The organism is Micromonospora sp. CA-269861 (assembly GCF_050948505.1).
Taxonomy (GTDB): Bacteria; Actinomycetota; Actinomycetes; order Mycobacteriales; family Micromonosporaceae; genus Micromonospora.
The window spans coordinates 3,026,382-3,049,507 of the sequence record NZ_CP192014.1; the positions used below are offsets into that span (position 1 = coordinate 3,026,382).

Below are 23,126 nucleotides of genomic sequence, written 5' to 3' on the forward strand. Positions count from 1 at the left end.
GAACGAACGCGCCGACAGCCGGACCCTGACCATCTGGGCGGTTCCCGCCGGCCGGCTGGGTCCGCGCTGCGCAAGTCGGCGGCGGGCACGCCTATGCGCCCGAGATGGCCTTGAGTGCCGTGTCGAGTGCCTGGTCTGCCGGAACGGGTACGTCGGGGACCACTCCGATGCCCTCCCAGTTGGTGCCGGTGACGCTGTTGATGGTCCGGGCGGTCGGCACGGTCACCTGGATGTGTTCGGTGACCGGGTGGCGGGCCGTCGGATGCGCGCCGCCACGCGTCGTCTCACCGACGACGACGGCCCGACCGTGCGCCTGAAGGGTGTACGCCACGTCCTCGCCCCCGGAGAACGTCGTCGCGCTGGTGAGCACGGAGACCGGGCGGTCCACATAGCGCGGCGCGGGAAGGTGCGCGGTCGTCCAGAACTGGCGGGTGGCGCCGGTGGAGCGCTCGTAGAAGTCGTTGAGGTGCACCTGGTCGTCGCGGAAGAAGTAGCTGCACCACATGGCGGCTCCCTCCGGTGTTCCGCCGGTGCACGCGCGCAGGTCCAGGATGAGCGCGGAGCTGAGGGCGACCAGTTGCATGGCCGCGCCGATCGCGGCGGCGCCTTCATCGGCGTACGCGATGCGCCGCACGTCGATGAGCCCGACGTTCCCGTCCAGCTGCTCGACCCGGCGGATCCCCTGATTCTCCGTCCTGAGCAGCGCGAGGAACGCGGCCCGCCCGCCGTCCTCGTCCGCTGGATCCAGCGACTGCGGCTGGTCCGACCACAGCAGCCGCAGATGCTTGTCCGGGCAGACCTCCTGCAGGTGGGTGGTCACCGTCTCGCAGAGCACCGGCCCGTCCAGGTCGTCGTACTCTCCCGCCGCGAGACGGCGCCGGATCGCGGCGTCGATGTCCTCGACCTTCTCAGGGAAGACGTACCCCGCCTCGATCCGATCCAGGGCCTGGCCGATTATCTGTTCGTTTGAGAGCACGGCGGGCATGCTAGCCGAAACAGCCTCATACCCAGTGGAATATCGCGCCGAAGATCAAGAGCGCGGCAGTATGCCCACGAGCGACGTGATGATCGCGAGCCGTAGGGCTGCCCGCAGGTCGACATGGTGGACCGCGAGCGCCGGCTCGGATTCGTAGACGGCGAGCAGGCTGGGCGGCGGCGAGGTGTAGGCGGACAGCGCGCCAGCCAGGATCAAGGCGTTCAGGCAGAACAGCTCGGCGTTGTCGCCGACCTCGGGCAGGTGCTGCCGGACGAGGCCGGCCATCACCGCGAGGTTGCCCAGCGCGGCCCGCTTGTGCCGGCGGACCACCTCGACCGAGACGTTGTGCTCGAGCACCCCGCCCTGCGCGCCGAAGAGATCGCAGAGCACCGTCTGGGCGGCGAGCGACCGGCTGAGCACGTCGGCCGCCTGCTCCGCCCGTTCCATAGCCGGCCGGCTCGGGTCGACACCGCGGGCCAGCTCCTGATCCAGCTCGGCCAGCCAGGTCGTCGTCCGGTCGTTCAGCAGGTCGAGCAGCACTGCCTCACGGGACTCGAAATAGCGCAGCACCGCCGTCTTGGCCAGGCCGACCCGCCGGCTCAGCTCGTTCAGGGTCACCTCAGCCACCGGCATCTCGTCGAGCATCGCCGAGGTCGTCTCCAGGATGGCCCGGCGTCGGACCTCACGCTGCTCCTCGCTGCGCGCCCGTTGGAACGTCATGTCGCCCACCCTAGCTTAGGTACCGGCGGTCCCTTGACAGCGTACCGTCGGTACATTACCGTTCGAATATAAGTTACCGGCGGTATATTGGGGAGCCTGAGATGAAGTGGACCGAGCAGCAGATTCCGCGCCAGGACGGCAGGGTGGCAGTGGTCACCGGCGCCAACACCGGGCTGGGCTTCGAGGCCGCCCGGCGGCTCGCCGAGCGCGGGGCGTCGGTCGTGCTGGCCGTACGCGACACAGAGAAGGGCAGACTGGCCGCCGCCCGGATCAACGGCGACGTCTCCGTACGGGAGCTGGATCTGACCTCGCTGGAATCGGTACGCGCCGCCGCGGCCGGCCTGCGCGCCACGCACCCGCGGATCGACCTGCTGATCAACAACGCCGGCGTGATGTACACCCCGAGGCAGGACACCCGCGACGGCTTCGAGATGCAGTTCGGCACCAACCACCTGGGTCACTTCGCGCTCACCGGCCTGCTGCTCGACCTGCTGCTGCCCGTGCCCGGCTCCCGGGTGGTCACGGTCAGCAGCACCGGCCACCGCATCCGCGCCGCCATCCACTTCGACGATCTGCAATGGGAACGTTCCTACAGCCGGGTCGCCGCCTACGGTCAGTCGAAGCTCGCCAACCTGATGTTCACCTACGAACTACAGCGCCGGCTCGCCACGCACGGCACCACCGCCGCGGTGGCCGCACACCCCGGCATCTCCAACACCGAACTGGCCCGCAACGCTCCGGCGGTCGTCCGCCGGCCGCTCACCTGGCTCGCCCCGGTGATCACCCAGCCCGCGGCGGCGGGCGCGCTGCCCACCCTGCGGGCCGCCACCGACCCGTCCGTCCTCGGCGGGCAGTACTACGGCCCCGACGGCGCGGCCGAGGCGCGCGGCTACCCGAGGCTGGTCACCTCCAGCCCCGAGTCCTACGACGTGAGCGTGCAGCAACGCCTCTGGGCCGTCTCGGAAGACCTCACCGGCGTGCGGTTCCCGGTGGGCCAGGCAGCCGCCGCATTGTGACAGTGCCAAGTCGGGGCGCCCCACTCTGTGGACGCCCCGGCCTCACCGAACCCGGATCGATGTCGTGCCGGGTGGGACCGCGGGGGACCCGGACAGGTCCCGCCGCGGCTCAACAGCGTTGCTAGTCCAGGCCCCAGGTGAAGGCCTGGTTGTTCGAGGTGGTGTAGCAGGTGAACTGCATCATGTCGGCGCCGTTGGCGGTCGAGTTGCCCTCCACCGCCATGCACTTGCCGCTGCCCCGGTTCTTCAGCTGGTAGTAGTCGGCGCTTCCCGAGGTGAAGAGCTTGATCGGCAGCCACTGGTCGTTGAGGCGGGCGTCGCCGCACAGCTGCGTGACGATCTTCTCCCGTTCGGTCTTCGACGCGTTGCGGACGGCCATGCACTTTCCGCCGTTGCGGTAGGAGATGTGGTAGTAGCCCGAGCTTGTCGTGGTGAAGTTCCAGTTGCGGAGCGGGCCCCTGTCGCAGAGATGCTGATCGACCACGGTGCCGCTCGCCGACGCGTACGCCTCGGGGTGGATGCAGTAGTTGTTCGTGAAGGGCTGAATCACCCACGGGCCGGTGGTGGCAGCCGCAGCGGGGCTGCCGGTGCCGACCAGCGTTGCCGCGATCACGGCGAGCACCGCCACCAGGCTGGTCATCGTTCTGCGCTGCATGAGGGGCCTTTCGTTTGTCCAGGATGGAGAGTCGGACAAGGCTAACGGTCAGGCCTGTGGGTTGGCGCGATCGCGCCGACGGCGGGCGAGCGCGTCGCGGATGGCGAGAACGACGAGCGAGAGCGGTACGACGACCCAGAGCTGAAGCACCGTGTACCGGCGCAGCTCCCGGTCGATGTCGACGCCAGCCAGTTCGGCGTCGAGGGCGCCGGGGCGCATCAGCGCGAGCGCGTACAGGGACAGCGGCGCGTAGTTGAGACCTGCGCCGGTCAACCACAGGCCGAACGCTCGGGGGCCGAGGCCGCTCGACGACGCCAGCAGCCAGATGCCCCACGTCACCATGGCAGCCACGCCGACGAGGAACTCGGCCAGAATGATCCGCCGTCGGCGGGTGGTCCCTCGGCTGCCGTACATGTCGATGGCAGCCAGGCGACGGACGTTCATCTGAGCGATGGTGCCACCGGCGGACAACATCGGAACCGCGGCGGGACCCGGAGGGGTCCCGCCGCGGCCGAAGGGCGCTGCTTACGGGGCGAACCAGGTGAAGGCCTGGTTGTTCGATGTCGTGTAGCAGGTGAACTGCATCATGTCGGCGCCGTTCGCCGTCGAGTTGCCCTCCACCGCCATGCACTTGCCGCTGTTGCGGTTCTTCAGCTGGTAGTAGTCGGAACTCCCGGAGGTAAAAAGCTTGATCGGCAGCCACTGGTCGTTGAGGCGGGCGTCGCCGCACACCTGCGTGGCGATCTTCGCCCGCTCGGTGGACACCGCGCCGCGCACGGCCATACACCGTCCGCCGTTGCGGTAGGAGATCCGGTAGTAGCCCGAGCTGGTCGTGGTGAAGATCCAGTCGCGGTTCGGCCCACTCTCGCAGAGATGTTGGTCGACCACGACGTTGAGCCCTGACGAGAACGCCTCGGGGGCCAGGCAGTGGTAGTTCGTAAAGGGCTGGATCACCCACGGACCCGAGGTGGCGGCCGCCGCCGGGCTGCCGGTGCCGACCAGCGTCGCCGCGACCATGGCGAGCACCGCCACCAGACTGGTCATCAATCTGCGTTTCATGAGGGGCCTTTCGTCGTCCTAAGTGGAGAGACGCCAGGCTAGACGATCATCATCGATGCGTGCTAACCGGCCGGACGGCCGACGAAGGACCAGAATGCTCGTCCGGATCATTCGAAGAACTTGATGCTGAACCCGGTGTCGGCCGTCGGGCCGGGCACGTTGGCGCGGCGGTAGGTGGTGTTGCCCCACCAGCAGAAGGTGCCGGTGTACCAGTAGCGGTTCGCCCAGGAGTACGCGGTGCCCTTGGGTACGCCGTGGTACATCAGTGGGAACCTCGGCCCGGCCGGTGGGCTGGTGGCGATGTCGCCGTTGAGCAGCACGAAGCTGTGGTGGCCGGGGCCGTTGACGTGCAGGGTGGGATCCCAGCCGGCCATCATGGTGGCCCGGTTCGAGCCGAACAGGCAGCCGTTCGACTTGTACCAGTCCCACACGTACGTCGGGTCGCCGCCGGCGCGTAGCCGCAGGTCGGCGAGGCAGTACTGGTCGCTCCAACTGCCGTTGGCGGAGTAGACGATGTGCAGCTGCCCGTTGGGGTCCCTGATCGCCTCGGGGGACTCGTTGATGAACGGGTTGCCGACGACGCGCTCCCAGCTCTCGCGTGGTTGGGAGATGACGTACCGGCTGCCGGTTGGGGTCAGGGGGTCGCTCATGCGGCTGAGGTAGATGTTCTGTTCGATGTTGGTGTCGCCGGCCCAGCCGGACCAGACGAACCACCGCTGCCCGTTGAAGGTGAACAGGCTGCCGTCGATGGCCCACTTCCCGTCGGGCAGCGCGAGCTGCCTCTCGGCCGTGTACCCGCTGGCCGGTGACGCGGAGTGGATCGCGTACATGCGGTGTGCGGCGCCGCGCCCGGCCGTGAAGTAGATGTAGTAGCGGCCACCGTCGGTGACGATCTCCGGGGCCCAGACCTCGCCGAGGTTGCGGCTGTCCGTCCACACCTGTCGTGCGGGTGCGGCGGCCAGCGCGTCGGGGGAGGCCGCCTGCCGGACGGCGATCCCGCCGTTGAGCGACTGCACGGAGATGTAGTTGCCGCCGACGCGGATCACGCTCGGGTCGGCGGCCCGCAGGCTTGTCTGCCCGGCCGTCACTGGCCCGGCGCCGACCAGGGACAGGCCGGTGGCGAGCACGACGGTCAACAGGATGGGAAGGATTCGGTTACCGGCGTTCACGATCGGGATTCCTCTCCTCGAACCGGGCTGGCCGGAGGGCGGCCCCGGTCAGGTCGGATCCAGTCGTGCGGCCAGGGCGACAACGATCGACACTCATAGATTAGGTCAGGAGTCGACGAGCCACAGCGTTGGTTGCCAGACCTGGCCCCGCAGCCACACCCGGCGTCGGCCACCTATCGCAGCGACGACTCGCGCAGAGTTTCGCGCGTCCATTCCGCGAACGTCGTGAGGGGGATGCCGAGGGCTCGCGCGTACTCCGGGCGGGCCGGTTGCGTGAACACATTCCTCTGTTCGTGGGAGATGCCCGCCCACTCCGGCATCCCTGCGGCGATCGCCTCCTCCTCGGTCATGTCCGGCGCGGTCAGCTTGGTGCCCAGGGCGTCGGAGAGTGCCTTGGCGATCTCCGTCATCGTCAGGTAGTCGCTCGCCAGCTCCAACTCGACTCCGTGGAAGCGATCGGGTTCGGCGACAGCCGCGGCGGCGGCGCGGCCGATGTCGTCGACCGCGACGAGGGAGAGGGAGGTCTGGGGCTTGATGACAGTCGCCAGGCCGTTAGTGACGCCACGGGGGATCAGGTACGCCACGGAGGGCAGGAAGTTGTCCATGAAGAAGCTCGGCTTGATGAGCGTCCAGTACGGGAAGCCCGCCTCGCGGACCCGGTCCTGGATGCCGGCCTTGGTGGTGTAGTAGGGCTCCATGGCCGCCCACCGACCCTCGGCCCAGCCGGGCGTCTCGGTGTGCTGGCCGGCCCCGCTCACTGACGTGTGCACGAACTGCGGCACCTCGGCGGCCAGCGCGGCTTGGATCAGGTTGACGGCGTGGGTCAGCTCGCCGTCGAAGTTGATGCTGTTACCGGTCATCGCGGGCATCTGCACCGAGAAGACCGCTCGGGCTCCTCGCGCGGCCCGGACCAGCGAGTCGCGATCGTCCAGGTCGCCGACGAGCAGCTCCGCGCCGAGCGCCTCGACCGTCTTCGCGCGGTCGGTCGAGGGGTCGCGGACCAGTGCCCGGACGGGGACGCCGGCCGCGAGCAGGGCCCGGGCGGTGGCACCACCCTGCCTGCCGGTGGCGCCGGTGACCAGGACGGGTGCGGATTCGGTGGACATGGGGCGTCTCCTGTCGTCGACAACGGCTAAACGGCGGGGGTCACCGTTTGTGCTCCGCTAAGATACGGCGGACCCCGCCACTTAGCAACCGTGAGGTGACGCGATGCCCGCCCAGCGAGCGGACGCCCGGCGCAACTACGCGCTCCTGCTCGCCGTGGCCGAGCAGGAGATCGCCGCGCACGGCGCGGACGCGTCCCTGGAGCAGATCGCCCGCGTAGCGGGGGTCGGCTCCGCCACCGTGCGCCGGCACTTCCCCAGCCGCCACGCCCTGCTGGACGCGGTGTTCCGCGGAGTGATCGAGAGCCTCGGCGCCCGCGCCCGCGAGCTGTCCGACACCGCCGACGCGCGGGCCGCGCTGCTGGAGTGGCTGCGGGCCGTCAACGGGTACGTCGCCACCATCCGGGGCCTGGCCATCGCGCTGACCCGCGACTGCACGGCCAGCCCCGCCGAGGCGCACGAGCACTGCGCCTCCGCGCAGCTCACCGAGGCGGGCGAACCTCTGGTCCGCCGTGCCGCGCAGGACGGCGCTCTGGCTCCAGACGTGACGATCAGCGATCTGCTCGCGCTGATCACCGGCATCGCCCTGGCCACCGAACACCACAGGGACCCCGCCGCCGACGCGGACCGGCTACTCGACCTGGCCGTGGCCGGGATCAGTCCGCGTCCGGGCGCACCTGTCGGCCGGGCCGGTGCTCAACGCGGCTGAACCGCTCAGGCGGTTGCCGGGGTGAACGGGGTAAGGAGCAGAACGGTGAGGCGTCGCCTGGCATCCTCGTCACCGCTCAACCGCAGCGCGCCCGACTCCTCCGCCGCCGCCATGGTGATCTGCTGGCCACAGATGGCCCGAAGGGTGTCGATGTCGGTGCTGAGCGTCGCGTCGGGTTCGGACGCCGCGCCGCGCCGCAGCTGCACCGCACCGTCGGCGACGTCGGCGAGGTACGTGTCGGCGTCGATGTGGAACGCGTAGCTGCCGGTGAACTCCGAGGCTCGCGCCGGATCGAAGGCCGCCTTGATGCTGAGCAGCAGGGAGTCGATGCCGAGAGCGCCCTCGTGTGGTTGGGGTGACCGGCTTCCCCAGCGACCGAACTGCAGGAGGATCGGCTCCAGGGCGCGGCCCCATTCGGTGAGTTCGTAGAGGTGGACACGCGTCGGCGGGCCCAGGTCCCGCCGGTGCACCACGCCGTGCTCGGTCAACTGGCGCAGCCGCTGGCTCAGCACGTTCGGACTCACCCCGGGCAGGCCGCCGAGCAGATCGTTGAAGCGTCGGGGGCCGAGCAGCAGATCGCGGACCACCAGCAGCGCCCACCGCTCGCCGATGATGTCCAGTCCACGCGCGACACCGCACGGATCTCCGTAACTACGCATGCCGCTCATGGCGTCCACCCTACCTGGATCCTAATTCAGGAGTGTCACTTGTTCTTTAGGAGTTAGCCCCCTAGCGTGGGTGCCATGAGCCTGCCGCAAGGTGACGTGAAGCTCCTGGACACCCCGTTGGCTCGGCGCCTGCTCTCCGCAGCACTGGTGGCACGCCTCGCCTACACCAGCAGGGACGGCACGCCGAGGTTGATCCCGGTGAACTTCCTGTGGACCGGCGACGAGCTGGTCGTCGGCGCGTTCGCCGGCACGTACAAGATCCGCGACCTGAGCGCCCGACCGGACGTGGCGGTCTGCATCGACACCGCCGACGGGCTGCCGGAGGTGCTGATGCTGCGCGGGACGGTCACCCTGACCGAGGTCGAGGGCGTCCTGCCGGAGTACGCCACCATCCAGCGCGCGGGGATGGGCGACGAGCAGGGCAACGCCTACCTCGCGGCGATCGACGAACCGGGCCTGCGGATGGTCCGCATCGGCCTGCGCCCCACCTGGGTCGGAGTCGTCGACTTTCAGGAGCGGTTCCCGGCCCGAACACCGCAACCCGTCCGCGCCGCGCTCAGCGGCGGCCAGTAGCCCGCCCGGGAATCACCACACCAAGACGGAGGACGAGATGCGCAAGATTGTCGTGTCGATGTGGACCACGCTCGACGGGTTCGTCGCCGGCCCCGACGACGAGATGGACTGGTTGCTGGTCGACGACCAACTCCAGAAATACGAGCGGGCCCTGGTGGACAACGCCGGCAGCCTGCTGCTGGGCCGGATCACGCACGCCGACTTCGCCGGTTACTGGCCGCTGGCCGCCCAGAATCCCGACCAGCCGGACGAGGTACGCGGGTATGCCCAACGCCTCGACGCGCTGGAGAAGATCGTCGTCTCCGCCTCGGGAAACACCGCGACCTGGACGAACACCCGAAGGCTCACCCACCTCGACCCCGACGAGATCACCGAACTCAAGCGTGGGCCGGGTGGCGACATCGTGGTCTACGGCAGTCTCACGCTGATCCGGTCCCTCGCCGATCTCCGGCTCATCGACGAGCTGCACCTCCTGGTGCACCCCGTGTTCCTGCGCCGGGGCAAGGCCCTGTTCGACGGTGGTCAGCCGCCGGCACGACTGGACCTGGTGTCCGCCGAACCCTTCGCCTCCGGGGTCGTCCTCCTGACGTACCGCCCGGCTGACGACACCCGGGGCGACTGAGTCCTCGCCGGTCCGCGAACCGTTGTTAGACCGCGCACCCGTCCGGGGTGCACGTGCCCTCGGCCGCACCGACAACCGGCAGCGGCTGCGGCGTCGGGTGGCTCTCGGCCCACGCCTTATCGATGACCGCGACCAGGTCGTCGGGGCCGATCGCCCCGGGGACGGCGAAGCGGCCGTCGAAGACGAGGAACGGCGCCCCGCGCGCCCCGAGTCGCTGTGCCTCGCGCTGGTCGGCCGCCACGCGGGCCCGGTAGCGGCGGCTGCGCAGGGCGTCGGCGGCCCCGTCGCGGTCCAGCCCCACCTCGGCGGCGAAGTCGAGGACCTCGTCGGCGGTCCACAGCTTGCGGGCCTGCCCGAAGTGCGCGCGGAACATCGCCGTCCAGATCTCGGCGCCGCGTCCCTGGTCGGTCGCGTAGGCGAGCAGTTCGTGGGCGAAATCCGTCGGCCCGAGGGTGCGGTCCACCGCGTGGTAGGGCGTCAGGCCCTCCGCCTCGGCCGCCCGCTCGATGGGCCGCAGGACCCGGTCGACGGTCGTCGCGGGAGCCCCCGCCATCGTGATCAACTCCCGTTGCGTGACACCCGCGCGGGGCAGGTTGGGGTGCAACTGGAACGACCGGTGGATCACCCGCACCTGATCGCCGTACGGGAGCCGGTCCAGCGCCTGGTGGAGCCGGTGGTCCATCAACCCGCAGTACGGGCAGACGATGTCCGACCAGAACTCGACCTTCATGGTGCTCCTCCTCGATTCTCACTTCTTGTTCGTAGCGCCATGATGCATCAGAATCGGAGGGCCACAAAAGGTACATTCATGTGCGTAGCGCGGGCTGCGCGGAGGGGCGGCGGGAATGAGCGCAGGAGAACTTCGGCGCAGGCGCACCAACGTCCGGGCGAACGTCCGGGCCGCCCCGGGGCCCTGTGCGCACTGGAACGACGAGGACGCCGACTTCATCCGCGAGGTCCTGGACCTCGTCGGCGACAAATGGAGCGTGCTGATCATCGGCACGCTCGCCGACGGCCCCGTCCGCTACTCGGACCTGGGTGACGCGATCCCCGGCATCTCGCAGCGCATGCTCACGCTGACCCTGAAACACCTCCAGCGCACCGGCCTCGTCACCCGCACGTCGTACCCGGAGGTGCCGCCACGCGTCGAATACGCTCTCACCGATCTGGGCAGGTCACTGCTCTCCACCGTCCTGGCCCTGGCAGCCTGGTCCGCCGACCACCACGCCGAGATCCGTCGCCACCAGACGGCCTACGACAGCGGCGCCGCCACCTGACCTACTCCTGATCACAGCCCGGCGACGACCACCCTGGTGGCCTGGGCGATAAGGGCGTCGTCGGGAGTGGCGTCCTTCGTGCCGCGGCTGGACAGCACCGCGAGCACGATCGGGGCCCGGTCGGGCGGCCAGAGCACGGCGATGTCGTTGCGGGTGCCGTACCCGCCGGTCCCGGTCTTGTCCCCGACCACCCAGCCGGCCGGCACCCCGGCGCGGACCAGCCTCGCGCCTGTGGTGTTGCCCCGCAGCCAGCCGCGCAGCACGTCGCGGTCCGCCGGTTCCAGAGCTTCGCCCACTGTGTACGCCCGGAGGTCGCGGGCCAGGGCCCGCGCGGTGCTGGTGTCCCGCTTGTCGCCGGGTGTTCCCTCGTTCAGCGCGGTCTCGTAGCGGGCGGCGTCGGTGACCGTGTCACCGAGCGCACGCAGCTTCGACTCGAACCCGGCCGGCCCGCCGAGATGGCGCAGCAGCAGGTTGCCCGCCGTGTTGTCGCTGTAGCGCACGGCGGCGTCGGCGAGGGCGCGCAGGCTCATGCCCTCGCCGACGTGCTTCCCGGTGACCGGGGAGTGGGCCACCAGGTCCCGCGCCGAGTACCGCACCACCCGGTCGAGCTGGGCGTCGGTGGTCCCGTCGAGCACCTCGGCGGCGGCCAGCGCCTTCCAGGTCGAGGCGTACGCGAACCGCTCGTCGGCGCGGTACTCCACAGTCTCGCCGGTGCCCGTGTCGACGGCGTAGATCCCCAGTCGCGACCCGAACTGCTCCTCCAGCCGCCGGAACTCCGGATCGGTGGCCGGCGACGGGGCGAGCGTCACCTGCGGGCTCGGCGTCGTCCGCGCCCCGGTCGCGTCGCCGCCGCCGCTGCACGCCGCCAACGACACAACTGTCGACGCCGTGGCCATCACTGTCGCCAGACGTCGGACCGAAACCACCACCGTCGTACCTCCTGGACGTGTCGCCGGTCAGGACAGGATCTCGACGTAGCCGTCACTGCCGTGCACGCGGATCCGCTGCCCGTCGCGGATCAGCCGGGTGGCGTCGAGCACGCTGACGACAGCCGGCAGGCCATACTCCCTCGCGATCACCGCGCCGTGCGTCATCAACCCGCCGACCTCCGTCACCAGGCCGGCGATGCCGACGAACAGCGGAGTCCAGCTGGGGTCCGTGTGGGCCGTGACGAGGATGTCACCCGCTTCGAGATCTGCCTGCGCCATGTCCAGGATGACGCGCGCGCGTCCCTCGACAGTCCCGGCGGACACCGGCACACCGGCCAGGGCGCCGGCCGGCACGTCGTCGCGTCGGTACGACCCGGTGATGACCTCACCGTCCGAGGTCAGCACCCGGGGCGGGGTGAGCGCCTGGTACGACCGGAACGCGTCCCGGCGCTGCCGGATCAGCGCGTCGTCCACCCGGTGCGAACGCGCGACCTCGTGGAACTCCTGGAACGTGAGGTAGAAGACGTCTTCGGTCTCGGTGAGCACGCCGGCCCGTACCAGGCGCTCGGCCTCGGCCAGCAGGGCCTTCTTGTAGACGAAGTAGCGACTGATGATGTCGTACTTCGGGTACTCCCGATAGCCGATGAAGGTCCGCACCCGGTCGATCATCCGCGCGGTCTCGTCGGCTTTCTGCTCCCCGTCCGGCAGGGCCCGCAGGCGCGTCAGCACCTCCTGCGCCTTCTGCTGCGCCTGCTGCCGGCCCTGCTCGAAGCGCCGCCTGGCCGCGCCCGGCTCGAACAGCTTGACGTTGTCCAGGAGCACGGGCACGAGCGTGCTGGGACGTTCGCTCCACCGTGGCCTGGTGATGTCGATCTCGCCGACGCAGCGCATGCCGTACCGGTCCAGGTACGCCTCGATGGCGGCGCGGGCCTCGACCCCGCCCACGACCGTGGGCAGGTCGTCGAGGAAGTCGTCGTGCGTGGCGCCCGTAAGGAACGCCACCACCTCCGGATGCGGACGGATCACGTCGGCGACGTCGAGCAGCGCCAGGCCCATCTCCGACGTGATGTTGCCGGCGGCGGACAGGGTGAGGGTGTCCGCCGCGTTCTTCTCGCCGAGCCACTCGTGCAGCCGGTCGTTGAGCCACCAGGTGGCCTCGATACCGGCCATGATCGCCTTCATGTTCAGCGGATCACCGAGGACCCGCTTGTGTTCCTGGAAGGCCGTCAGTAGGAAGTCGAACAACGCCGGACCGGTCACCGTCGCGATGTCGCGCCGCAGGGCGGCGACAGACGCCTCGCTGCGCGCGACCAGCTCGGTCACGATGGCCGGGTCGGTCTCGATCGGGGCGGGCGCGCCGCCGGTCGTCGGCTTGCCGGGGCTGCCGTCGTCCGGGAGCGTGGGAACGAAGTCCCCGCGCTCGAGGAGGGTCTCCAGCGCGTCCCCCATGAGCGGGTCGGACTTGCCCGCCATCTCCAGGAAGCCGGCGCGGCTGGCGGGGGAGGCCAGCAGCCGGATGGCATCGACGAACAGCCTGCCGCCGGCCTCCCGCATCGGGGCCATTGCCGTCAACTGCCACATGGAGAGCCCCAGCGGCCGCATGGCGTCGGTCATCATCTGCTGGTGACCGACCGAGAGGTAGACGTGGTTCTCGTCGTCGTCGGCCACGGGAATGGGGAACACTGTGGTGATCGGTCGGCTCTGCACGATCTGAAAGTCGTCGTCGACCAGGCACCACTCGATGTCCTGCGGACGGCCGAAGTGCGCCTCGATGCGTCGTCCGAGCTGCACGAGCCGTACGACCTGCGCCTGCGTCAGCGCCGGCTGCTCCTGCCGCTGCGGGTCGATCGCCACCTCCCGGGTCCCGCCGCCCGGCAGGGCAGCGACGGCCAGCTTCTTCGCGGCCACCGCCCCGGCGACGACCTCCCCGTCGCGGACCGTGAAGACGTCCGGGTTCACCAGGCCGGACACCAGGGCCTCGCCGAGGCCGAAGCTGGCGTCCACCGTCGCGACCTTCCGGTTGCCCGTGACCGGGTCCGCGGTGAACAGGATGCCGGCGGCATCCGGAAAAACCATTCGCTGTACGACGACAGCCATCTGAACGGTGCGGTGGTCGATGCCGTTGCGCAGGCGGTAGATGACGGCCCGCTCGGTGAACAGCGACGCCCAGCACCGGCTGACGTGCCGCAGGATCGCCTCCGGCCCCACCACGTTCAGGTAGGTGTCCTGCTGGCCGGCGAAGGACGCCGTGGGCGTGTCCTCCGCCGTCGCGCTGGAGCGCACGGCGTAGGCGGCCCGCTCGCCGAACCGGGCGAGCGCGCCGGTGATAGCCGCTGCCAGGTCGCCCGGGATCGGGGTCTCCTCGATGCTGCGGCGGATCTCCGCGCTGAGCGTGCGGATCGCCTCCCGGTCATCCGGGTTCAGGCGCGACAGGTCACCGAGCCGATCGTCGATAGCCGACGCCTGCGCCAGAACCCGCCGGAAGGTGGCGGTCGTCACGCAGAACCCGGCCGGCACCTGGATGCCGTCGATCCGGGACAGCGCGCCCAGGTGCGCGGCCTTGCCGCCGACGACCGACACCTGCGTCTCGTCGACCTCTCGAAGATCCAACAGCGGTTCCTGGTCGCCGCGGTCTCCGTCCATCGACACCACACCCACGTCGCGCCCCCGTTACCTCGTTTGTGCTGGTCCGGCCGCCGATTCTGCGCCACACCCGGGGTCTTGCCGCAAGCCCCCGGGTGCGGTATACGTTAGAAGTGGCAGGGAGGGTGATCTCCCTGCCGATCGTCTTTTCGGGGCGGCCGAGCCGTGCCCCGATACGGCCACTCAGTCGTCGGGGCGCGGCTCGAATCTCAGCCCTCGGCCGAGCTGCCAGGAGGCGGTGGGCCAGGCAGCGATGAAGCCGGCTATCAGCCCGAGCTGGCCCGCGAACCAGAACGTCGGGCTGTCGGGTCGCAGGGGTGGCTCCGGAAGCACCACGCGATGCGCGAACGTCAGCCACACGAACAGCGCCACCTCGAAGGCCGTGATGGTCAGCAGCTCGATCCTGCCGACGCTCGACAGTGCCTGCCAGATCTTCGTCAGGCGGCGACCGGGCCCGGCGAAGTACCGGAAGAGAACGGCGATCGTCACCGCCATCAGGTAGTCGCCGGCGTAGGCGACCCACATCGGGTCCTCGGCCGGGTCGAATCGCACGGCGTACAGGGCGACCTCGGCGACGATGAACCCGAGAGCGCAGTGGGCGCCGCAGCGGGACACGTGGGTGACGACGATGCCCCGGCGAGGCCTTCGCGGTTGGCCCTCCCGCCTCCGCCGAGAGAAAGCCTCCGGCCGACCCCAGTTCCAGTAGAGGCGGACGGCCGCCGGGCCGACGTAGAGGACTGTCACCAGCCAGACGATCTCCATGACCCGGACCGGCTGACGGTGTCCGCGGAGATACGTGTCGGCAAGGACGACCCCACAGCTGACGACACCGACCGCGAGCGAAGCCCAGGAGAGCACCACGAGCCAGGTTGGTGGCATCCCCGCCCCTTCCGCGTGCCTTCCGCGAACGAACGTGGAGGGGGATCGCTGACCGGTGTGTCGACGGCCGAGGGCACCTCGCAGTCTGTCACGCCGTACTCGCCCGCACCGGAAGATCGGGCGGTCCGGCCTGGGTCCGCCCTCCCGCCGCTGCCTGGACGGTGGAGTGACAGGTCTGGCCGTTGCATTACGGTTCGAGGATGACGAGTGCCCCTCGCGAAGCGGAAGCGCGCGTCGGACCGGTGGGCGCGCTGCTCTGCCGGCTCCTGTTCCTGGCGATCTGTCTGCCCGGACCGGTCCTGCTGGCCGCCGCCGCGACGCTGGATCCACGGCCGTCATCCTCGGATTTCTGGGGCCTCCTCGCCGGTGGCGTGTTGGCGACGATCATCGGTGTCGGGTTCGGTGTCTGGGGTTGGCGGTTGGTGGGCCGCTCACGCAGCGACGCGCGTCGACTGTCCGCCGCTGGTGTCGCCGCGACGGCGGAGGTTCTCGCGGTGGCGAACCACCTGGGTGGAGAAGGCCCCGGGCTGGAAGTCCACCTGCGGATCAGCGGGCCGGGGTTCGCCACCTTCGAGGCGGACACGATCCGGGCGAACGACCCGGCCCTCGTGCCCGGCGCGGTGCTGGCCGCCGTCGTGGAGCCCGCCGACCGACTCTTCCTGATCATTTAAGTTTTCCTCTGCCCCAGCTTGATTCGCGGGGTCGAGGCGGCATCGCCGCGCTGGCACACTCTCGGACATGGTCGACTGGCATACGCGGGCCGAAGTGGACAACGACGTCATCCGTCTCTCGGAGCCGCACGTCAACGAGCTGTTGTCGGCGAACTTCTGGTGGTTGCGGGGCAAGGATCGGGACATCGTGATCGACGCCGGGCTCGGCGTCGTCGCCCTGCGGGAGGCGATTCCGGGCCTGTTCGAGCGCGATCCGATGGTCGTGCTCACCCACGCGCACCTGGATCACGTCGGTGGGGCGCCCGAGTTCGGTGACCGGGCCGCCCACCCCGCCGAGGCGGAGGTCCTGGCGTCGGGTGTGCCGGCGAGCCTGTACGGCGCGGAACTCTTCGACAAGCTGGGGATCGACGCCGCCGGAGAAGACATCCCGGAGCTCATGATCGACGTCCTGCCCGATCCGGGCTACGACCCTGCCGCCTACCGCGTCGAACCCATGACCCTGACCCGACTGCTCGACGACGGCGACCGGGTCGACCTGGGCGGGCCAGTGCTGACCGTGCTGCACCTTCCCGGTCACACGCCGGGGAGCATCGCCCTGCTGGAGGAGCGCACCGGGGCCCTGTACTCCGGTGACGTCATCTACGAGGGTGCCTTGATCGACGATCTGCCGAACTCCGACGTGGCCGCGTACCGGCGGAGCATGCAGTTCCTCGTCGACCTCGACGTGTCCGTCGTCCATCCCGGCCACGGGGACAGCTTCGACGGTAAGCGCCTTCGCCAGTTGGCCGAGACCTATCTGCGCAGGACGGCCGACAGCTCCGCCCATGGCGGAAGCTGACTTATAGCATAATTCGGGACGTGCCTCCCAAAAGGGAACGGACCCGGCTGACCCGCAGTCCGGGCCGCCTGCTGGCCTTCAGTGACGGCGTCTTCGCGATCGCCGTGACGCTTCTCGTGCTGGAGATCCAACCGCCCCACGACTTCGAGCACCTCGTCCAGGGCCTCGGTGCGCTGTGGCCGTCGTACCTGGCGTACACGCTGAGCTTCCTGCTCATCGGGCAGGTGTGGGTGAATCACCACGTCATGTTCGACCGCGTCCGGCATGTCGACCGAGCGGTCCTGTTCCTCAACACGTTGCTCCTGATGGTCATCGCGTTCCTGCCGTTCTCCACGTCGCTGCTCGCCGACGCGTTGCGGGCGGAGCAGGGTCTGCGCGCGTCGGTCGTCGTCTACGGCAGCACACTGTGGACGGCGGCGCTCCTCTTCAACATCACCTGGGCGCACCTCCGCCACGCCACACTGTTGGACCCCGGCCTCGGTCCCATCGGTACGCGGGCCATCGGCCGCCGATTCGCGCTCGCGCTGGTCTGGATCGGCTCCGGCATCCTCGTCGGCGCGTTCGTGCCGATCGCCGGCGTCGCCATCATCGCCGCCTTCCTGCCCGCCTACTACCTGCCCATCCGCGGCGAGTACGGCGAGGACGACAACACCGAGCAGCCCACCTGAACCGGGCGACTCACTAGAGTCGGAGCCATGCGGATCCGGATCGACGGCAGCGATCTCCCAGGTCGGCGTCCCGGTGCGGAGGCCGACGCGCTGCGGCTGGGCAACGTACACGTCGGGGTTCAGCGCAAGGCCGACGTGGTCGATCGGGTGCCGGCCGACGCGGCCAGCGCCATCTGGTCCTTCGAGGTGTCCAGCCGCGAGATCGACGGAGCGCTCGACGTCGGCGGCCCGTGGGTGCACGGCCGCCCCGGGGCGCGGTTTCTGTACCTGAGTTGGGGCGCGGTGACCCAGGACGGCTTCGCCATGTTCCGACGAGCGAAGTTGATGTTCACCGACGTCCCGACCGAGCTGCTGCGCGCCGCCCACGAGGGCACCGGGACGCTGGTCGGCCGGATCGGGTTGACCGATGCCGCCGGTGGGCCGATCTGCGCTCGGGTGCACCCTCCCGCCATCGCCTGGGCGGTGGAGTGACCGTCAGCCGGCGAAGTCGACGCCGCTGAGCGAGGCCGAGCGGTACGCGGCGAGATGTTCGGCCTGCGCGGTGATGGCCTTACGCATGGGGTCGGACAGCCGACGCCAGGGCTGGACGGCGACCGTGAACGTCCTGCCGGACTTGCGGGGCCGCCAGGTGCCGACCAGTTCGCCGTCGACCAGGACGGCGCCGGGGCGACCCAGCACCGGCCACAACTCCTTGGCGTGGGCGGCGTCCGGCACCAGCGTTGCCCGGTCCTTGGCCTGTAAGAACAGGTCGAACGGGCCGAGCAGGCGGGTGCCCCTGCCGTCGGCCGACTCCAGCGCCTCCTCGTCGGCGGCCAGCAGGGAGCGCACCTCGCCGTCGACTGTCACCTCGGTCACGTCGTCGGGCCAGTGCGCCTTCACGTCCTTCACCGGGGCGTCGAGATAGTCGGCCACCTGTTTCGGGGTGGCCGGGCCGAGCAGGCGCAGGTACGCGCGGATGAGGTCGAACCGGTCACCCGGTGCGGACGCCTCCCGGAACCCGGCGATGCGCCGCAGGACCGGAGGTGAGGTGTCGAGCTGCAACTCCAGTCCGGCCCGTAGAGCGGCGAGCCGGAACGGCATCTCGTAGGGGTGCGTGGCGTCGCACGGCCGGCAGACCCGCAGATACGGCTCGGGCAGCACCGTGGCCAAACGGCCGGAGACGTCTCCCTTGACCGTCGGCGTGGTGACGATGGCCCGCATCCGGGCGGCGATCTCGTCGAGGGCCGCGAGGTTGTCGATGCCGGCGGCCTTCAACGGCTTGGCGGCGTCGTAGATGCGTTTGCCCGCGTCGGCGTCGGAGAAGGGCTCGACGGCGGCCGCCACCTTCCCGACGTCGGCTCGCCGGTAGAGGTGGGGAGCGCCCCGCACGGTCCACAGCAGGACCAGATCCGCGTCGGACAACGCCGTCACGTCGACCCCGCGTACCGCCAGCGCCCACCGGGCGCCGTCCGGACCGGTGTTCTGCACCCCGATGTCGAGGACCGCGGTGTCGGCGAGCGTGCCCTCGGCCCGGTCGAGCTGCTGGGCTCGGACCCGAAAGCGCATCACCTGGTGCCGATCAACCATGTCTGCACCCTAGTTGTCCCCGGGCAGGGGGAGGCGGTTCCCTCCGCGCAGCGATTCATTCGTCTCGCCGTTCGGCGACGGTGGTCTCAGAAGTGCCGACGCCCCCGCTGACACGGAGAAGAAGCCATGAATCGAACACCACGCGGGACCATGCCCGCCCCGCCACCCCCGCCGTCCTGGGCACGCCGAGCCGGTCACGTGGCCTGGATCGCCCCCGTGCTGGGGTTCATCCCGCTGCACGTGCCATGGATCCTGGGCATCCCGATGTTCGCCAATCCCGGGCCGTTCCGCGAGTGGTACCACGGTCGCGGGCCGGGGGTGGGGGACCACCCGGTCGACGGTTTCCTGGGGCTGCCGGCCGGCGCGTTCTACCTGGGTCTCCTGTGCGTCCTCGCCGGGCTCGGGGGCGTCCTGGCGTTGGGGCTCATCAAGGACTGGGGCGTGGTCTTTCCCCGGTGGGTGCCGTGGCTGCGCGGACGTCGGGTGCCACCGTGGTTGCCGCTGACGCCGACGGTGCTGGGATCCGCCCTGATGATCGGCTACTCGGTGACCCTGCCCTGGCAGTTCACCGCGGACCTGTCGGAATCCAGCGCGGAGGACATCTTCACCCCGACGGGCGTCCTGATCGGCCTTCCGCTCCTGCTGGCCTGGGCGGTCGCGTTGCCACTGGCCGGTTGGTCCTACTACCGGCGTACCCGCCTGCCGCGACGCGACCGGCGGCGCTGGTCGGTGTCAGTGGATGACCGACCAGCGCCGCCGTCCGGGTGGCCCAGGATCAGGTGACGGCCTCAGGCCACCAGCGAGACCCGCCCGTTGTCCAGGTCGTAGCGGGCGCCCACGACGCGCAGCGTGCCCTCGTGCACCTTCTCGGCGATGATCGTGCTGCGCGCGGTGAGCGCCCGCACCTGTGCGGCGATGTTGGCCCGGACCCCGTTCTCCACCGGGTCGCCGGGCTGGTTCAGCACCGGCTCGACGACCGGACGCAGGGCGTCCACGATGGTGCCGATGTGCCCGGGCGCCGTCCCGCCGGTGTGGATGGCGTCGATGGTGGCGGTGATCGCGCCGCAGCGCTCGTGGCCGAGGACGACGATCAGCAGGCTGCCGAACTCCTCCACCGCGAACTCGACGCTGCCGAGCAGCAGGTCGTCGACGATGTTGCCGGCCACCCGGTTGTCGAACAGGTCACCCAGCCCCTGGTCGAAGAGCACCTCGGGGGCCACCCGGGAGTCCGCGCAGCCGACGGTGATGGCGAACGGGTGCTGGCCGGCGGCGAGCCGGTGCAGGTCGGCCAGGCCCTGGTGCGGGTGCCGCCCGTGGCCGGAGGCGAACCGCCGGTTGCCGGCCTGAAGCCGACGCAGCGCCTCCGTCGGCGTATCGACCGGGTTGTCGGCTGGCGCGGCGGCGGCGGTGGACGGGCTGGCTGCGGCCGCGCCGAGCGCGACGGCGGCGGCGCCACCGGCGGTCAGCAGCGAACGGCGGGACAGGTGGGAACGTGCCACGATCATCTCCCTGAGGTGAGGCAACTCGCCTCTTCCTACCAGCCCGCAGTCCACAGTGGTGACCGCGGTCCGATGGCCAGTAGGTGACGGCGAACCGCCGCTGACGGTTCGCACCCACGTCGCCGAGCGACGCGGCTTCACCATGACCAGACCCTACGGATCCATTCAGGTGGGAGTAGGCGTCGAGCAAATTGATCATCGTTTGGACTTCGACTATCGTGCGCGTCCGTGAAAACTTCCCGTCTTGCCTCTGCCATCGTGATCCTTGCCGTTACGACAGCCCTCGCCGGCTGTGGCGACAGCGACAAGGCGACGACCGCCGGATCCACCACGCCCGCTCCCACGTCCGCAGCTCCGTCCGCGGTGGCAACCTCCGCTGCCGCCACGCCGGCCTCGTCACCCGCGGCGGGCGCCGCGAGCGACAAGGAACTCTGCGAGTCGGCGAAGAAGGCCAGCGACGAGATGAAGGCGGAGCTGGTGAAGATCGCCATGGCTGGCGAGCCGTCGGCGGCGGATCAGAAGAAGATCCTGGCTGATCTGGAGAAGAAGATGGTCGCGGTCGCCGCGACCGGCGACGGCAAGGTGGCGGCCGCCCTGCGAACGTTCGGCGCGGAGGCGGCCAAGGCCGCGGCTGCGGCGGACCCGGCGACCGCCGCCGACAACCCGGCCTTCGAGAAGGCCGGCAACGAGATCAACACCGCGTGCAAGGCGGCCGGGGTCAAACTGGTCGTCTGACCATCGTGGCGTGACCGACGCCGACCGGCGTGGCTTCCGCCCCGCCGGCCGGCGTCACTCCTCCGCTCAGCGAACTGGCGACGCGGGGGCTGACCACGAACTGACCGTCTCGACCCGGAGATGCGCGGACAGCGCGCGCAGGAAGTCGGGCGCGTCGAACATCTCGCCGGCGGAGGCGACACCGGTCGTCCTCGTCCGACCGTCGAGGATGCGCCGGACCGCCTCCACGGCCAGGGGTGCGCTGACGGCGTAGATGTCCTGGCCAGTGGCCACGACGCGGCGATGCGTGTCGCCGCGACGCACGACGACGTCGACAGTGAACGTCTGCGCCGACCGGCCCAGCCCGTCGACCGGGACCGGCGCGTTTCCGGCGACGAGATCCGTGGCGGCGTCGGCGCTCATGTACGTGCACACCTCGGGGATGGCCAGGTGACGGGGGATGGTGACGACGTCGGCCATGGTGAACTCACCGAGGACGCCGCGCCGGCCCAGCGGCGCGGGAAAGTCCCAGTCCACCCTCGGCAGATCCCCACCGGAGTGGTACTCCAACCGGCCGCCGGTGTAGCGGACCCGGCGGCCGGCACGGCGCTCGCGGGAGACGGTGCCCGCGGCGACCGTCCCGGCCGTCGGGTGCCAACTGCTCAGTCCGTACGCGACGTGCGCCTCGTCAGCCGACGTCCAGTCGCCCATCGCCGTCGTCGCGAGCAGATCGCCGAGCCCACCGAAGAAGGCCATCGCCGGGACCACCGCGACACCGGCCGCCCGGGCGCGTTCGGTGAAGTGCGTGAACGTGTCGACGTTGGCCTCGATCTCGGCCGCCACGTCCACGTACGGGATGCCGGCGCGCAGCGCGGCCTCGATCACCGGGGTCGCGGTCGACGCGAACGGGCCGGCGCAGTTGATGACCGCGTCCACGCCGGCCAGCGCCGCGTCGAGCGATGCCGGATCGTCGACCGACGCCACCCGGTAGGCGAGTCCGAACGCGTCCAGCCTGCGTGGGTCGCGGCCCACCGGCAGCGCGTCGAACCCGCGCTCGCGCAACTCCGTCACCACGAACCGTCCGGTGTGCCCGTACGCCCCGAACACTGCCACGTTGTGGCCCATTGCTGCCCCCTCGAAGATCGACTGGGACCAGCTTCCAGCAGTGGTCGGCTACCAACCAGTGTCGGGAACGCCATCTCCCGTACAGTTTCGGACATGGCTCATGTCGCGATCGCCGCCACCGACGGGATGCTGCACTTCGAGCTGGCCCTGGCCTGCGAAGTCTTCGCCCGCGACCCCTCCGGCCTGGCCGACCCCTGGTACGACGTGGTGGTCTGCGGCCCCGGCCCGGTCCGGGTCGGCCGATTCCTGGTGGAGCCCGACGACGGGTTGGACCGCCTCTCCCGCGCCGACACCGTGATCATCCCGTCGGTCGAGGACGTCGACGGGGACGTACCCCCTGATCTGCTCGAGGCGGTCCGCGCGGCCCACCAGGCGGGCGCCCGGATGGTCTCGCTCTGCACCGGCGCGTTCGTGCTGGCCGCCGCCGGTGTGCTCGACGGGCTGCGGGCCACCACCCACTGGGCCCACACCGAGGCGTTGGCCGCCCGCTATCCGCGGGTACGTGTCGACCCGGACGTGCTCTACGTCGACAACGGCACCGTGCTCGCGTCCGCCGGCAAGGCCGCCGCAATCGACCTGTGCCTGCACCTGATCCGCCGCGACCACGGCTCGACGGTCGCCAACGCCGTCGCCCGCCGCCTGATCGTGCCGCCGCACCGCGCCGGCGGTCAGGCGCAGTACCTCACCACCCCGGTGCCGGCCCGCGACGACCATCCGCTCGCCACCCTGTTCCCCTGGGTGCTGGCCCGCCTGGACCGGCCGCTGACCGTCGAGGACCTGGCCCGGCAGGCGCACATGAGCTCGCGCAACCTGGCCCGGCACTTCCAGTCGGCCACCGGCACCACACCACTGCTGTGGCTGTCGACGCAGCGGATCCGCCGCGCCCAGGAACTGCTGGAGAACACCGACGACAGCATCGACGCCATCGCCGAGGCGGCCGGCATGGGCAGCGCCGCGACGCTGCGTCGACACTTCCACCGCACCGTCGGCGTGCCGCCGGATGCGTACCGGCGCACCTTCCGGGCCACCGGTTCCGCCGCCGCCTGA

At 70.3% G+C, this 23,126-nt stretch carries 27 protein-coding genes; 12 read left to right on the forward strand and 15 right to left on the reverse strand.

Going from position 1 to position 23,126, the window contains the following annotated elements:
- Positions 1-91: 91 nt before the first annotated feature.
- Positions 92-985, reverse strand: a complete 894-nt coding sequence (locus tag ACQP0U_RS13965) for a S41 family peptidase (protein ID WP_433319300.1) — start codon at positions 983-985, stop codon at positions 92-94.
- A gap of 45 nt (positions 986-1,030) precedes the next feature.
- Entirely contained in the window at positions 1,031-1,696 is a 666-nt protein-coding gene (locus tag ACQP0U_RS13970; RefSeq protein WP_433319303.1) for a TetR/AcrR family transcriptional regulator, read from the reverse strand.
- 101 nt (positions 1,697-1,797) lie between these two features.
- On the opposite strand from ACQP0U_RS13970, the gene ACQP0U_RS13975 reads away from it, so the two are divergent.
- Positions 1,798-2,712 (forward strand): SDR family NAD(P)-dependent oxidoreductase, encoded by a 915-nt coding sequence (locus tag ACQP0U_RS13975; protein ID WP_433319306.1) that lies wholly within the window; start codon positions 1,798-1,800, stop codon positions 2,710-2,712.
- Positions 2,713-2,833: 121 nt separating this feature from the next.
- Here the strand turns inward: ACQP0U_RS13975 and ACQP0U_RS13980 are convergent, their stop codons facing one another.
- From ACQP0U_RS13980 to ACQP0U_RS14000, 5 genes are all read right to left on the reverse strand, one after another.
- Positions 2,834-3,367, reverse strand: coding sequence for an RICIN domain-containing protein (locus tag ACQP0U_RS13980; RefSeq protein WP_433319309.1), 534 nt, complete (start codon positions 3,365-3,367; stop codon positions 2,834-2,836).
- Positions 3,368-3,415: 48 nt separating this feature from the next.
- Positions 3,416-3,811: a hypothetical protein gene (locus ACQP0U_RS13985; RefSeq protein ID WP_433319312.1), complete on the reverse strand. Its 396-nt coding sequence runs from the start codon at positions 3,809-3,811 to the stop codon at positions 3,416-3,418.
- 81 nt (positions 3,812-3,892) lie between these two features.
- A complete protein-coding gene (locus ACQP0U_RS13990) occupies positions 3,893-4,426 on the reverse strand; it encodes an RICIN domain-containing protein (protein ID WP_433319315.1) in 534 nt (177 codons plus the stop codon).
- A 107-nt stretch (positions 4,427-4,533) separates the two neighbouring features.
- On the reverse strand, positions 4,534-5,595 hold the full coding sequence (locus ACQP0U_RS13995; protein WP_433319318.1) for a glycoside hydrolase family 43 protein: 1,062 nt from the start codon (positions 5,593-5,595) through the stop codon (positions 4,534-4,536).
- Between the two features lie 173 nt (positions 5,596-5,768).
- Positions 5,769-6,701 carry an NmrA/HSCARG family protein gene (locus tag ACQP0U_RS14000; protein WP_433319321.1) on the reverse strand — a complete coding sequence of 311 codons (933 nt, stop codon included), beginning with the start codon at positions 6,699-6,701 and terminating at the stop codon, positions 5,769-5,771.
- A 103-nt stretch (positions 6,702-6,804) separates the two neighbouring features.
- On the opposite strand from ACQP0U_RS14000, the gene ACQP0U_RS14005 reads away from it, so the two are divergent.
- Positions 6,805-7,407 (forward strand): TetR/AcrR family transcriptional regulator, encoded by a 603-nt coding sequence (locus ACQP0U_RS14005; protein ID WP_433319324.1) that lies wholly within the window; start codon positions 6,805-6,807, stop codon positions 7,405-7,407.
- A gap of 5 nt (positions 7,408-7,412) precedes the next feature.
- On the opposite strand, the gene ACQP0U_RS14010 is transcribed toward ACQP0U_RS14005, so the two are convergent.
- Positions 7,413-8,075, reverse strand: a complete 663-nt coding sequence (locus ACQP0U_RS14010; protein ID WP_433319327.1) for a winged helix-turn-helix transcriptional regulator — start codon at positions 8,073-8,075, stop codon at positions 7,413-7,415.
- A gap of 75 nt (positions 8,076-8,150) precedes the next feature.
- On the opposite strand from ACQP0U_RS14010, the gene ACQP0U_RS14015 reads away from it, so the two are divergent.
- Positions 8,151-8,648, forward strand: coding sequence for a pyridoxamine 5'-phosphate oxidase family protein (locus ACQP0U_RS14015; RefSeq protein WP_433319330.1), 498 nt, complete (start codon positions 8,151-8,153; stop codon positions 8,646-8,648).
- A gap of 37 nt (positions 8,649-8,685) precedes the next feature.
- Positions 8,686-9,270: a dihydrofolate reductase family protein gene (locus ACQP0U_RS14020; protein ID WP_433319333.1), complete on the forward strand. Its 585-nt coding sequence runs from the start codon at positions 8,686-8,688 to the stop codon at positions 9,268-9,270.
- Positions 9,271-9,295: 25 nt separating this feature from the next.
- On the opposite strand, the gene ACQP0U_RS14025 is transcribed toward ACQP0U_RS14020, so the two are convergent.
- Positions 9,296-10,000: a DsbA family oxidoreductase gene (locus ACQP0U_RS14025; RefSeq protein WP_433319336.1), complete on the reverse strand. Its 705-nt coding sequence runs from the start codon at positions 9,998-10,000 to the stop codon at positions 9,296-9,298.
- Positions 10,001-10,115: 115 nt separating this feature from the next.
- Here ACQP0U_RS14025 and ACQP0U_RS14030 point away from each other — a divergent pair, with 115 nt between their 5' ends.
- The gene (locus tag ACQP0U_RS14030; protein WP_433319339.1) at positions 10,116-10,547 is read left to right on the forward strand and encodes a winged helix-turn-helix transcriptional regulator; all 432 of its coding nucleotides are present in this window, start codon (positions 10,116-10,118) and stop codon (positions 10,545-10,547) included.
- 11 nt (positions 10,548-10,558) lie between these two features.
- Here the strand turns inward: ACQP0U_RS14030 and bla are convergent, their stop codons facing one another.
- The 3 genes from bla to ACQP0U_RS14045 form a co-directional block, all read right to left on the reverse strand.
- On the reverse strand, positions 10,559-11,443 hold the full coding sequence (gene bla, locus ACQP0U_RS14035; RefSeq protein ID WP_433320819.1) for a class A beta-lactamase: 885 nt from the start codon (positions 11,441-11,443) through the stop codon (positions 10,559-10,561).
- 60 nt (positions 11,444-11,503) lie between these two features.
- Positions 11,504-14,119 carry a rifamycin-inactivating phosphotransferase gene (gene rph / locus ACQP0U_RS14040; RefSeq protein ID WP_433319342.1) on the reverse strand — a complete coding sequence of 872 codons (2,616 nt, stop codon included), beginning with the start codon at positions 14,117-14,119 and terminating at the stop codon, positions 11,504-11,506.
- Positions 14,120-14,302: 183 nt separating this feature from the next.
- Positions 14,303-14,998, reverse strand: coding sequence for a DUF4396 domain-containing protein (locus tag ACQP0U_RS14045; protein ID WP_433319345.1), 696 nt, complete (start codon positions 14,996-14,998; stop codon positions 14,303-14,305).
- Between the two features lie 200 nt (positions 14,999-15,198).
- Between ACQP0U_RS14045 and ACQP0U_RS14050 the strand changes: the two genes are divergently transcribed.
- The 4 genes from ACQP0U_RS14050 to ACQP0U_RS14065 all read left to right on the forward strand — a co-directional run bounded on the left by ACQP0U_RS14050 (position 15,199) and on the right by ACQP0U_RS14065 (position 17,646).
- Positions 15,199-15,669 (forward strand): hypothetical protein, encoded by a 471-nt coding sequence (locus tag ACQP0U_RS14050; RefSeq protein WP_433319347.1) that lies wholly within the window; start codon positions 15,199-15,201, stop codon positions 15,667-15,669.
- 67 nt (positions 15,670-15,736) lie between these two features.
- Complete coding sequence (locus tag ACQP0U_RS14055; RefSeq protein WP_433319350.1) at positions 15,737-16,507, forward strand: MBL fold metallo-hydrolase; 771 nt, start codon at positions 15,737-15,739, stop codon at positions 16,505-16,507.
- 20 nt (positions 16,508-16,527) lie between these two features.
- Entirely contained in the window at positions 16,528-17,175 is a 648-nt protein-coding gene (locus ACQP0U_RS14060) for a TMEM175 family protein (RefSeq protein ID WP_433319353.1), read from the forward strand.
- Positions 17,176-17,202: 27 nt separating this feature from the next.
- Positions 17,203-17,646, forward strand: a complete 444-nt coding sequence (locus tag ACQP0U_RS14065; RefSeq protein ID WP_433319356.1) for a DUF5990 family protein — start codon at positions 17,203-17,205, stop codon at positions 17,644-17,646.
- Positions 17,647-17,649: 3 nt separating this feature from the next.
- Here ACQP0U_RS14065 and ACQP0U_RS14070 read toward each other — a convergent pair whose 3' ends face one another.
- Positions 17,650-18,741, reverse strand: a complete 1,092-nt coding sequence (locus tag ACQP0U_RS14070) for a winged helix DNA-binding domain-containing protein (RefSeq protein ID WP_433319359.1) — start codon at positions 18,739-18,741, stop codon at positions 17,650-17,652.
- Positions 18,742-18,867: 126 nt separating this feature from the next.
- Here ACQP0U_RS14070 and ACQP0U_RS14075 point away from each other — a divergent pair, with 126 nt between their 5' ends.
- On the forward strand, positions 18,868-19,524 hold the full coding sequence (locus ACQP0U_RS14075) for a hypothetical protein (protein WP_433319362.1): 657 nt from the start codon (positions 18,868-18,870) through the stop codon (positions 19,522-19,524).
- A 5-nt stretch (positions 19,525-19,529) separates the two neighbouring features.
- On the opposite strand, the gene ACQP0U_RS14080 is transcribed toward ACQP0U_RS14075, so the two are convergent.
- Complete coding sequence (locus ACQP0U_RS14080) at positions 19,530-20,240, reverse strand: carbonic anhydrase (protein WP_433319365.1); 711 nt, start codon at positions 20,238-20,240, stop codon at positions 19,530-19,532.
- A 228-nt stretch (positions 20,241-20,468) separates the two neighbouring features.
- Here ACQP0U_RS14080 and ACQP0U_RS14085 point away from each other — a divergent pair, with 228 nt between their 5' ends.
- Positions 20,469-20,975, forward strand: coding sequence for a hypothetical protein (locus tag ACQP0U_RS14085; protein ID WP_433319368.1), 507 nt, complete (start codon positions 20,469-20,471; stop codon positions 20,973-20,975).
- A 66-nt stretch (positions 20,976-21,041) separates the two neighbouring features.
- Here ACQP0U_RS14085 and ACQP0U_RS14090 read toward each other — a convergent pair whose 3' ends face one another.
- Complete coding sequence (locus ACQP0U_RS14090; protein WP_433319371.1) at positions 21,042-22,079, reverse strand: saccharopine dehydrogenase family protein; 1,038 nt, start codon at positions 22,077-22,079, stop codon at positions 21,042-21,044.
- Between the two features lie 93 nt (positions 22,080-22,172).
- On the opposite strand from ACQP0U_RS14090, the gene ACQP0U_RS14095 reads away from it, so the two are divergent.
- Complete coding sequence (locus ACQP0U_RS14095) at positions 22,173-23,126, forward strand: helix-turn-helix domain-containing protein (RefSeq protein WP_433319374.1); 954 nt, start codon at positions 22,173-22,175, stop codon at positions 23,124-23,126.

Coding starts and splice junctions, on each gene's coding strand:
- ACQP0U_RS13965 (WP_433319300.1), bottom strand. CDS start 985: ATGCCCGCCGTGCTCTCAAACGAACAGATAATCGGCCAGGCCCTGGAT.
- ACQP0U_RS13970 (WP_433319303.1), bottom strand. CDS start 1,696: ATGACGTTCCAACGGGCGCGCAGCGAGGAGCAGCGTGAGGTCCGACGC.
- ACQP0U_RS13975 (WP_433319306.1), top strand. CDS start 1,798: ATGAAGTGGACCGAGCAGCAGATTCCGCGCCAGGACGGCAGGGTGGCA.
- ACQP0U_RS13980 (WP_433319309.1), bottom strand. CDS start 3,367: ATGCAGCGCAGAACGATGACCAGCCTGGTGGCGGTGCTCGCCGTGATC.
- ACQP0U_RS13985 (WP_433319312.1), bottom strand. CDS start 3,811: ATGAACGTCCGTCGCCTGGCTGCCATCGACATGTACGGCAGCCGAGGG.
- ACQP0U_RS13990 (WP_433319315.1), bottom strand. CDS start 4,426: ATGAAACGCAGATTGATGACCAGTCTGGTGGCGGTGCTCGCCATGGTC.
- ACQP0U_RS14000 (WP_433319321.1), bottom strand. CDS start 6,701: ATGTCCACCGAATCCGCACCCGTCCTGGTCACCGGCGCCACCGGCAGG.
- ACQP0U_RS14005 (WP_433319324.1), top strand. CDS start 6,805: ATGCCCGCCCAGCGAGCGGACGCCCGGCGCAACTACGCGCTCCTGCTC.
- ACQP0U_RS14010 (WP_433319327.1), bottom strand. CDS start 8,075: ATGAGCGGCATGCGTAGTTACGGAGATCCGTGCGGTGTCGCGCGTGGA.
- ACQP0U_RS14015 (WP_433319330.1), top strand. CDS start 8,151: ATGAGCCTGCCGCAAGGTGACGTGAAGCTCCTGGACACCCCGTTGGCT.
- ACQP0U_RS14020 (WP_433319333.1), top strand. CDS start 8,686: ATGCGCAAGATTGTCGTGTCGATGTGGACCACGCTCGACGGGTTCGTC.
- ACQP0U_RS14025 (WP_433319336.1), bottom strand. CDS start 10,000: ATGAAGGTCGAGTTCTGGTCGGACATCGTCTGCCCGTACTGCGGGTTG.
- ACQP0U_RS14030 (WP_433319339.1), top strand. CDS start 10,116: ATGAGCGCAGGAGAACTTCGGCGCAGGCGCACCAACGTCCGGGCGAAC.
- bla (WP_433320819.1), bottom strand. CDS start 11,443: ATGGCCACGGCGTCGACAGTTGTGTCGTTGGCGGCGTGCAGCGGCGGC.
- rph (WP_433319342.1), bottom strand. CDS start 14,119: ATGGACGGAGACCGCGGCGACCAGGAACCGCTGTTGGATCTTCGAGAG.
- ACQP0U_RS14045 (WP_433319345.1), bottom strand. CDS start 14,998: ATGCCACCAACCTGGCTCGTGGTGCTCTCCTGGGCTTCGCTCGCGGTC.
- ACQP0U_RS14050 (WP_433319347.1), top strand. CDS start 15,199: ATGACGAGTGCCCCTCGCGAAGCGGAAGCGCGCGTCGGACCGGTGGGC.
- ACQP0U_RS14055 (WP_433319350.1), top strand. CDS start 15,737: ATGGTCGACTGGCATACGCGGGCCGAAGTGGACAACGACGTCATCCGT.
- ACQP0U_RS14065 (WP_433319356.1), top strand. CDS start 17,203: ATGCGGATCCGGATCGACGGCAGCGATCTCCCAGGTCGGCGTCCCGGT.
- ACQP0U_RS14070 (WP_433319359.1), bottom strand. CDS start 18,741: ATGGTTGATCGGCACCAGGTGATGCGCTTTCGGGTCCGAGCCCAGCAG.
- ACQP0U_RS14075 (WP_433319362.1), top strand. CDS start 18,868: ATGAATCGAACACCACGCGGGACCATGCCCGCCCCGCCACCCCCGCCG.
- ACQP0U_RS14090 (WP_433319371.1), bottom strand. CDS start 22,079: ATGGGCCACAACGTGGCAGTGTTCGGGGCGTACGGGCACACCGGACGG.
- ACQP0U_RS14095 (WP_433319374.1), top strand. CDS start 22,173: ATGGCTCATGTCGCGATCGCCGCCACCGACGGGATGCTGCACTTCGAG.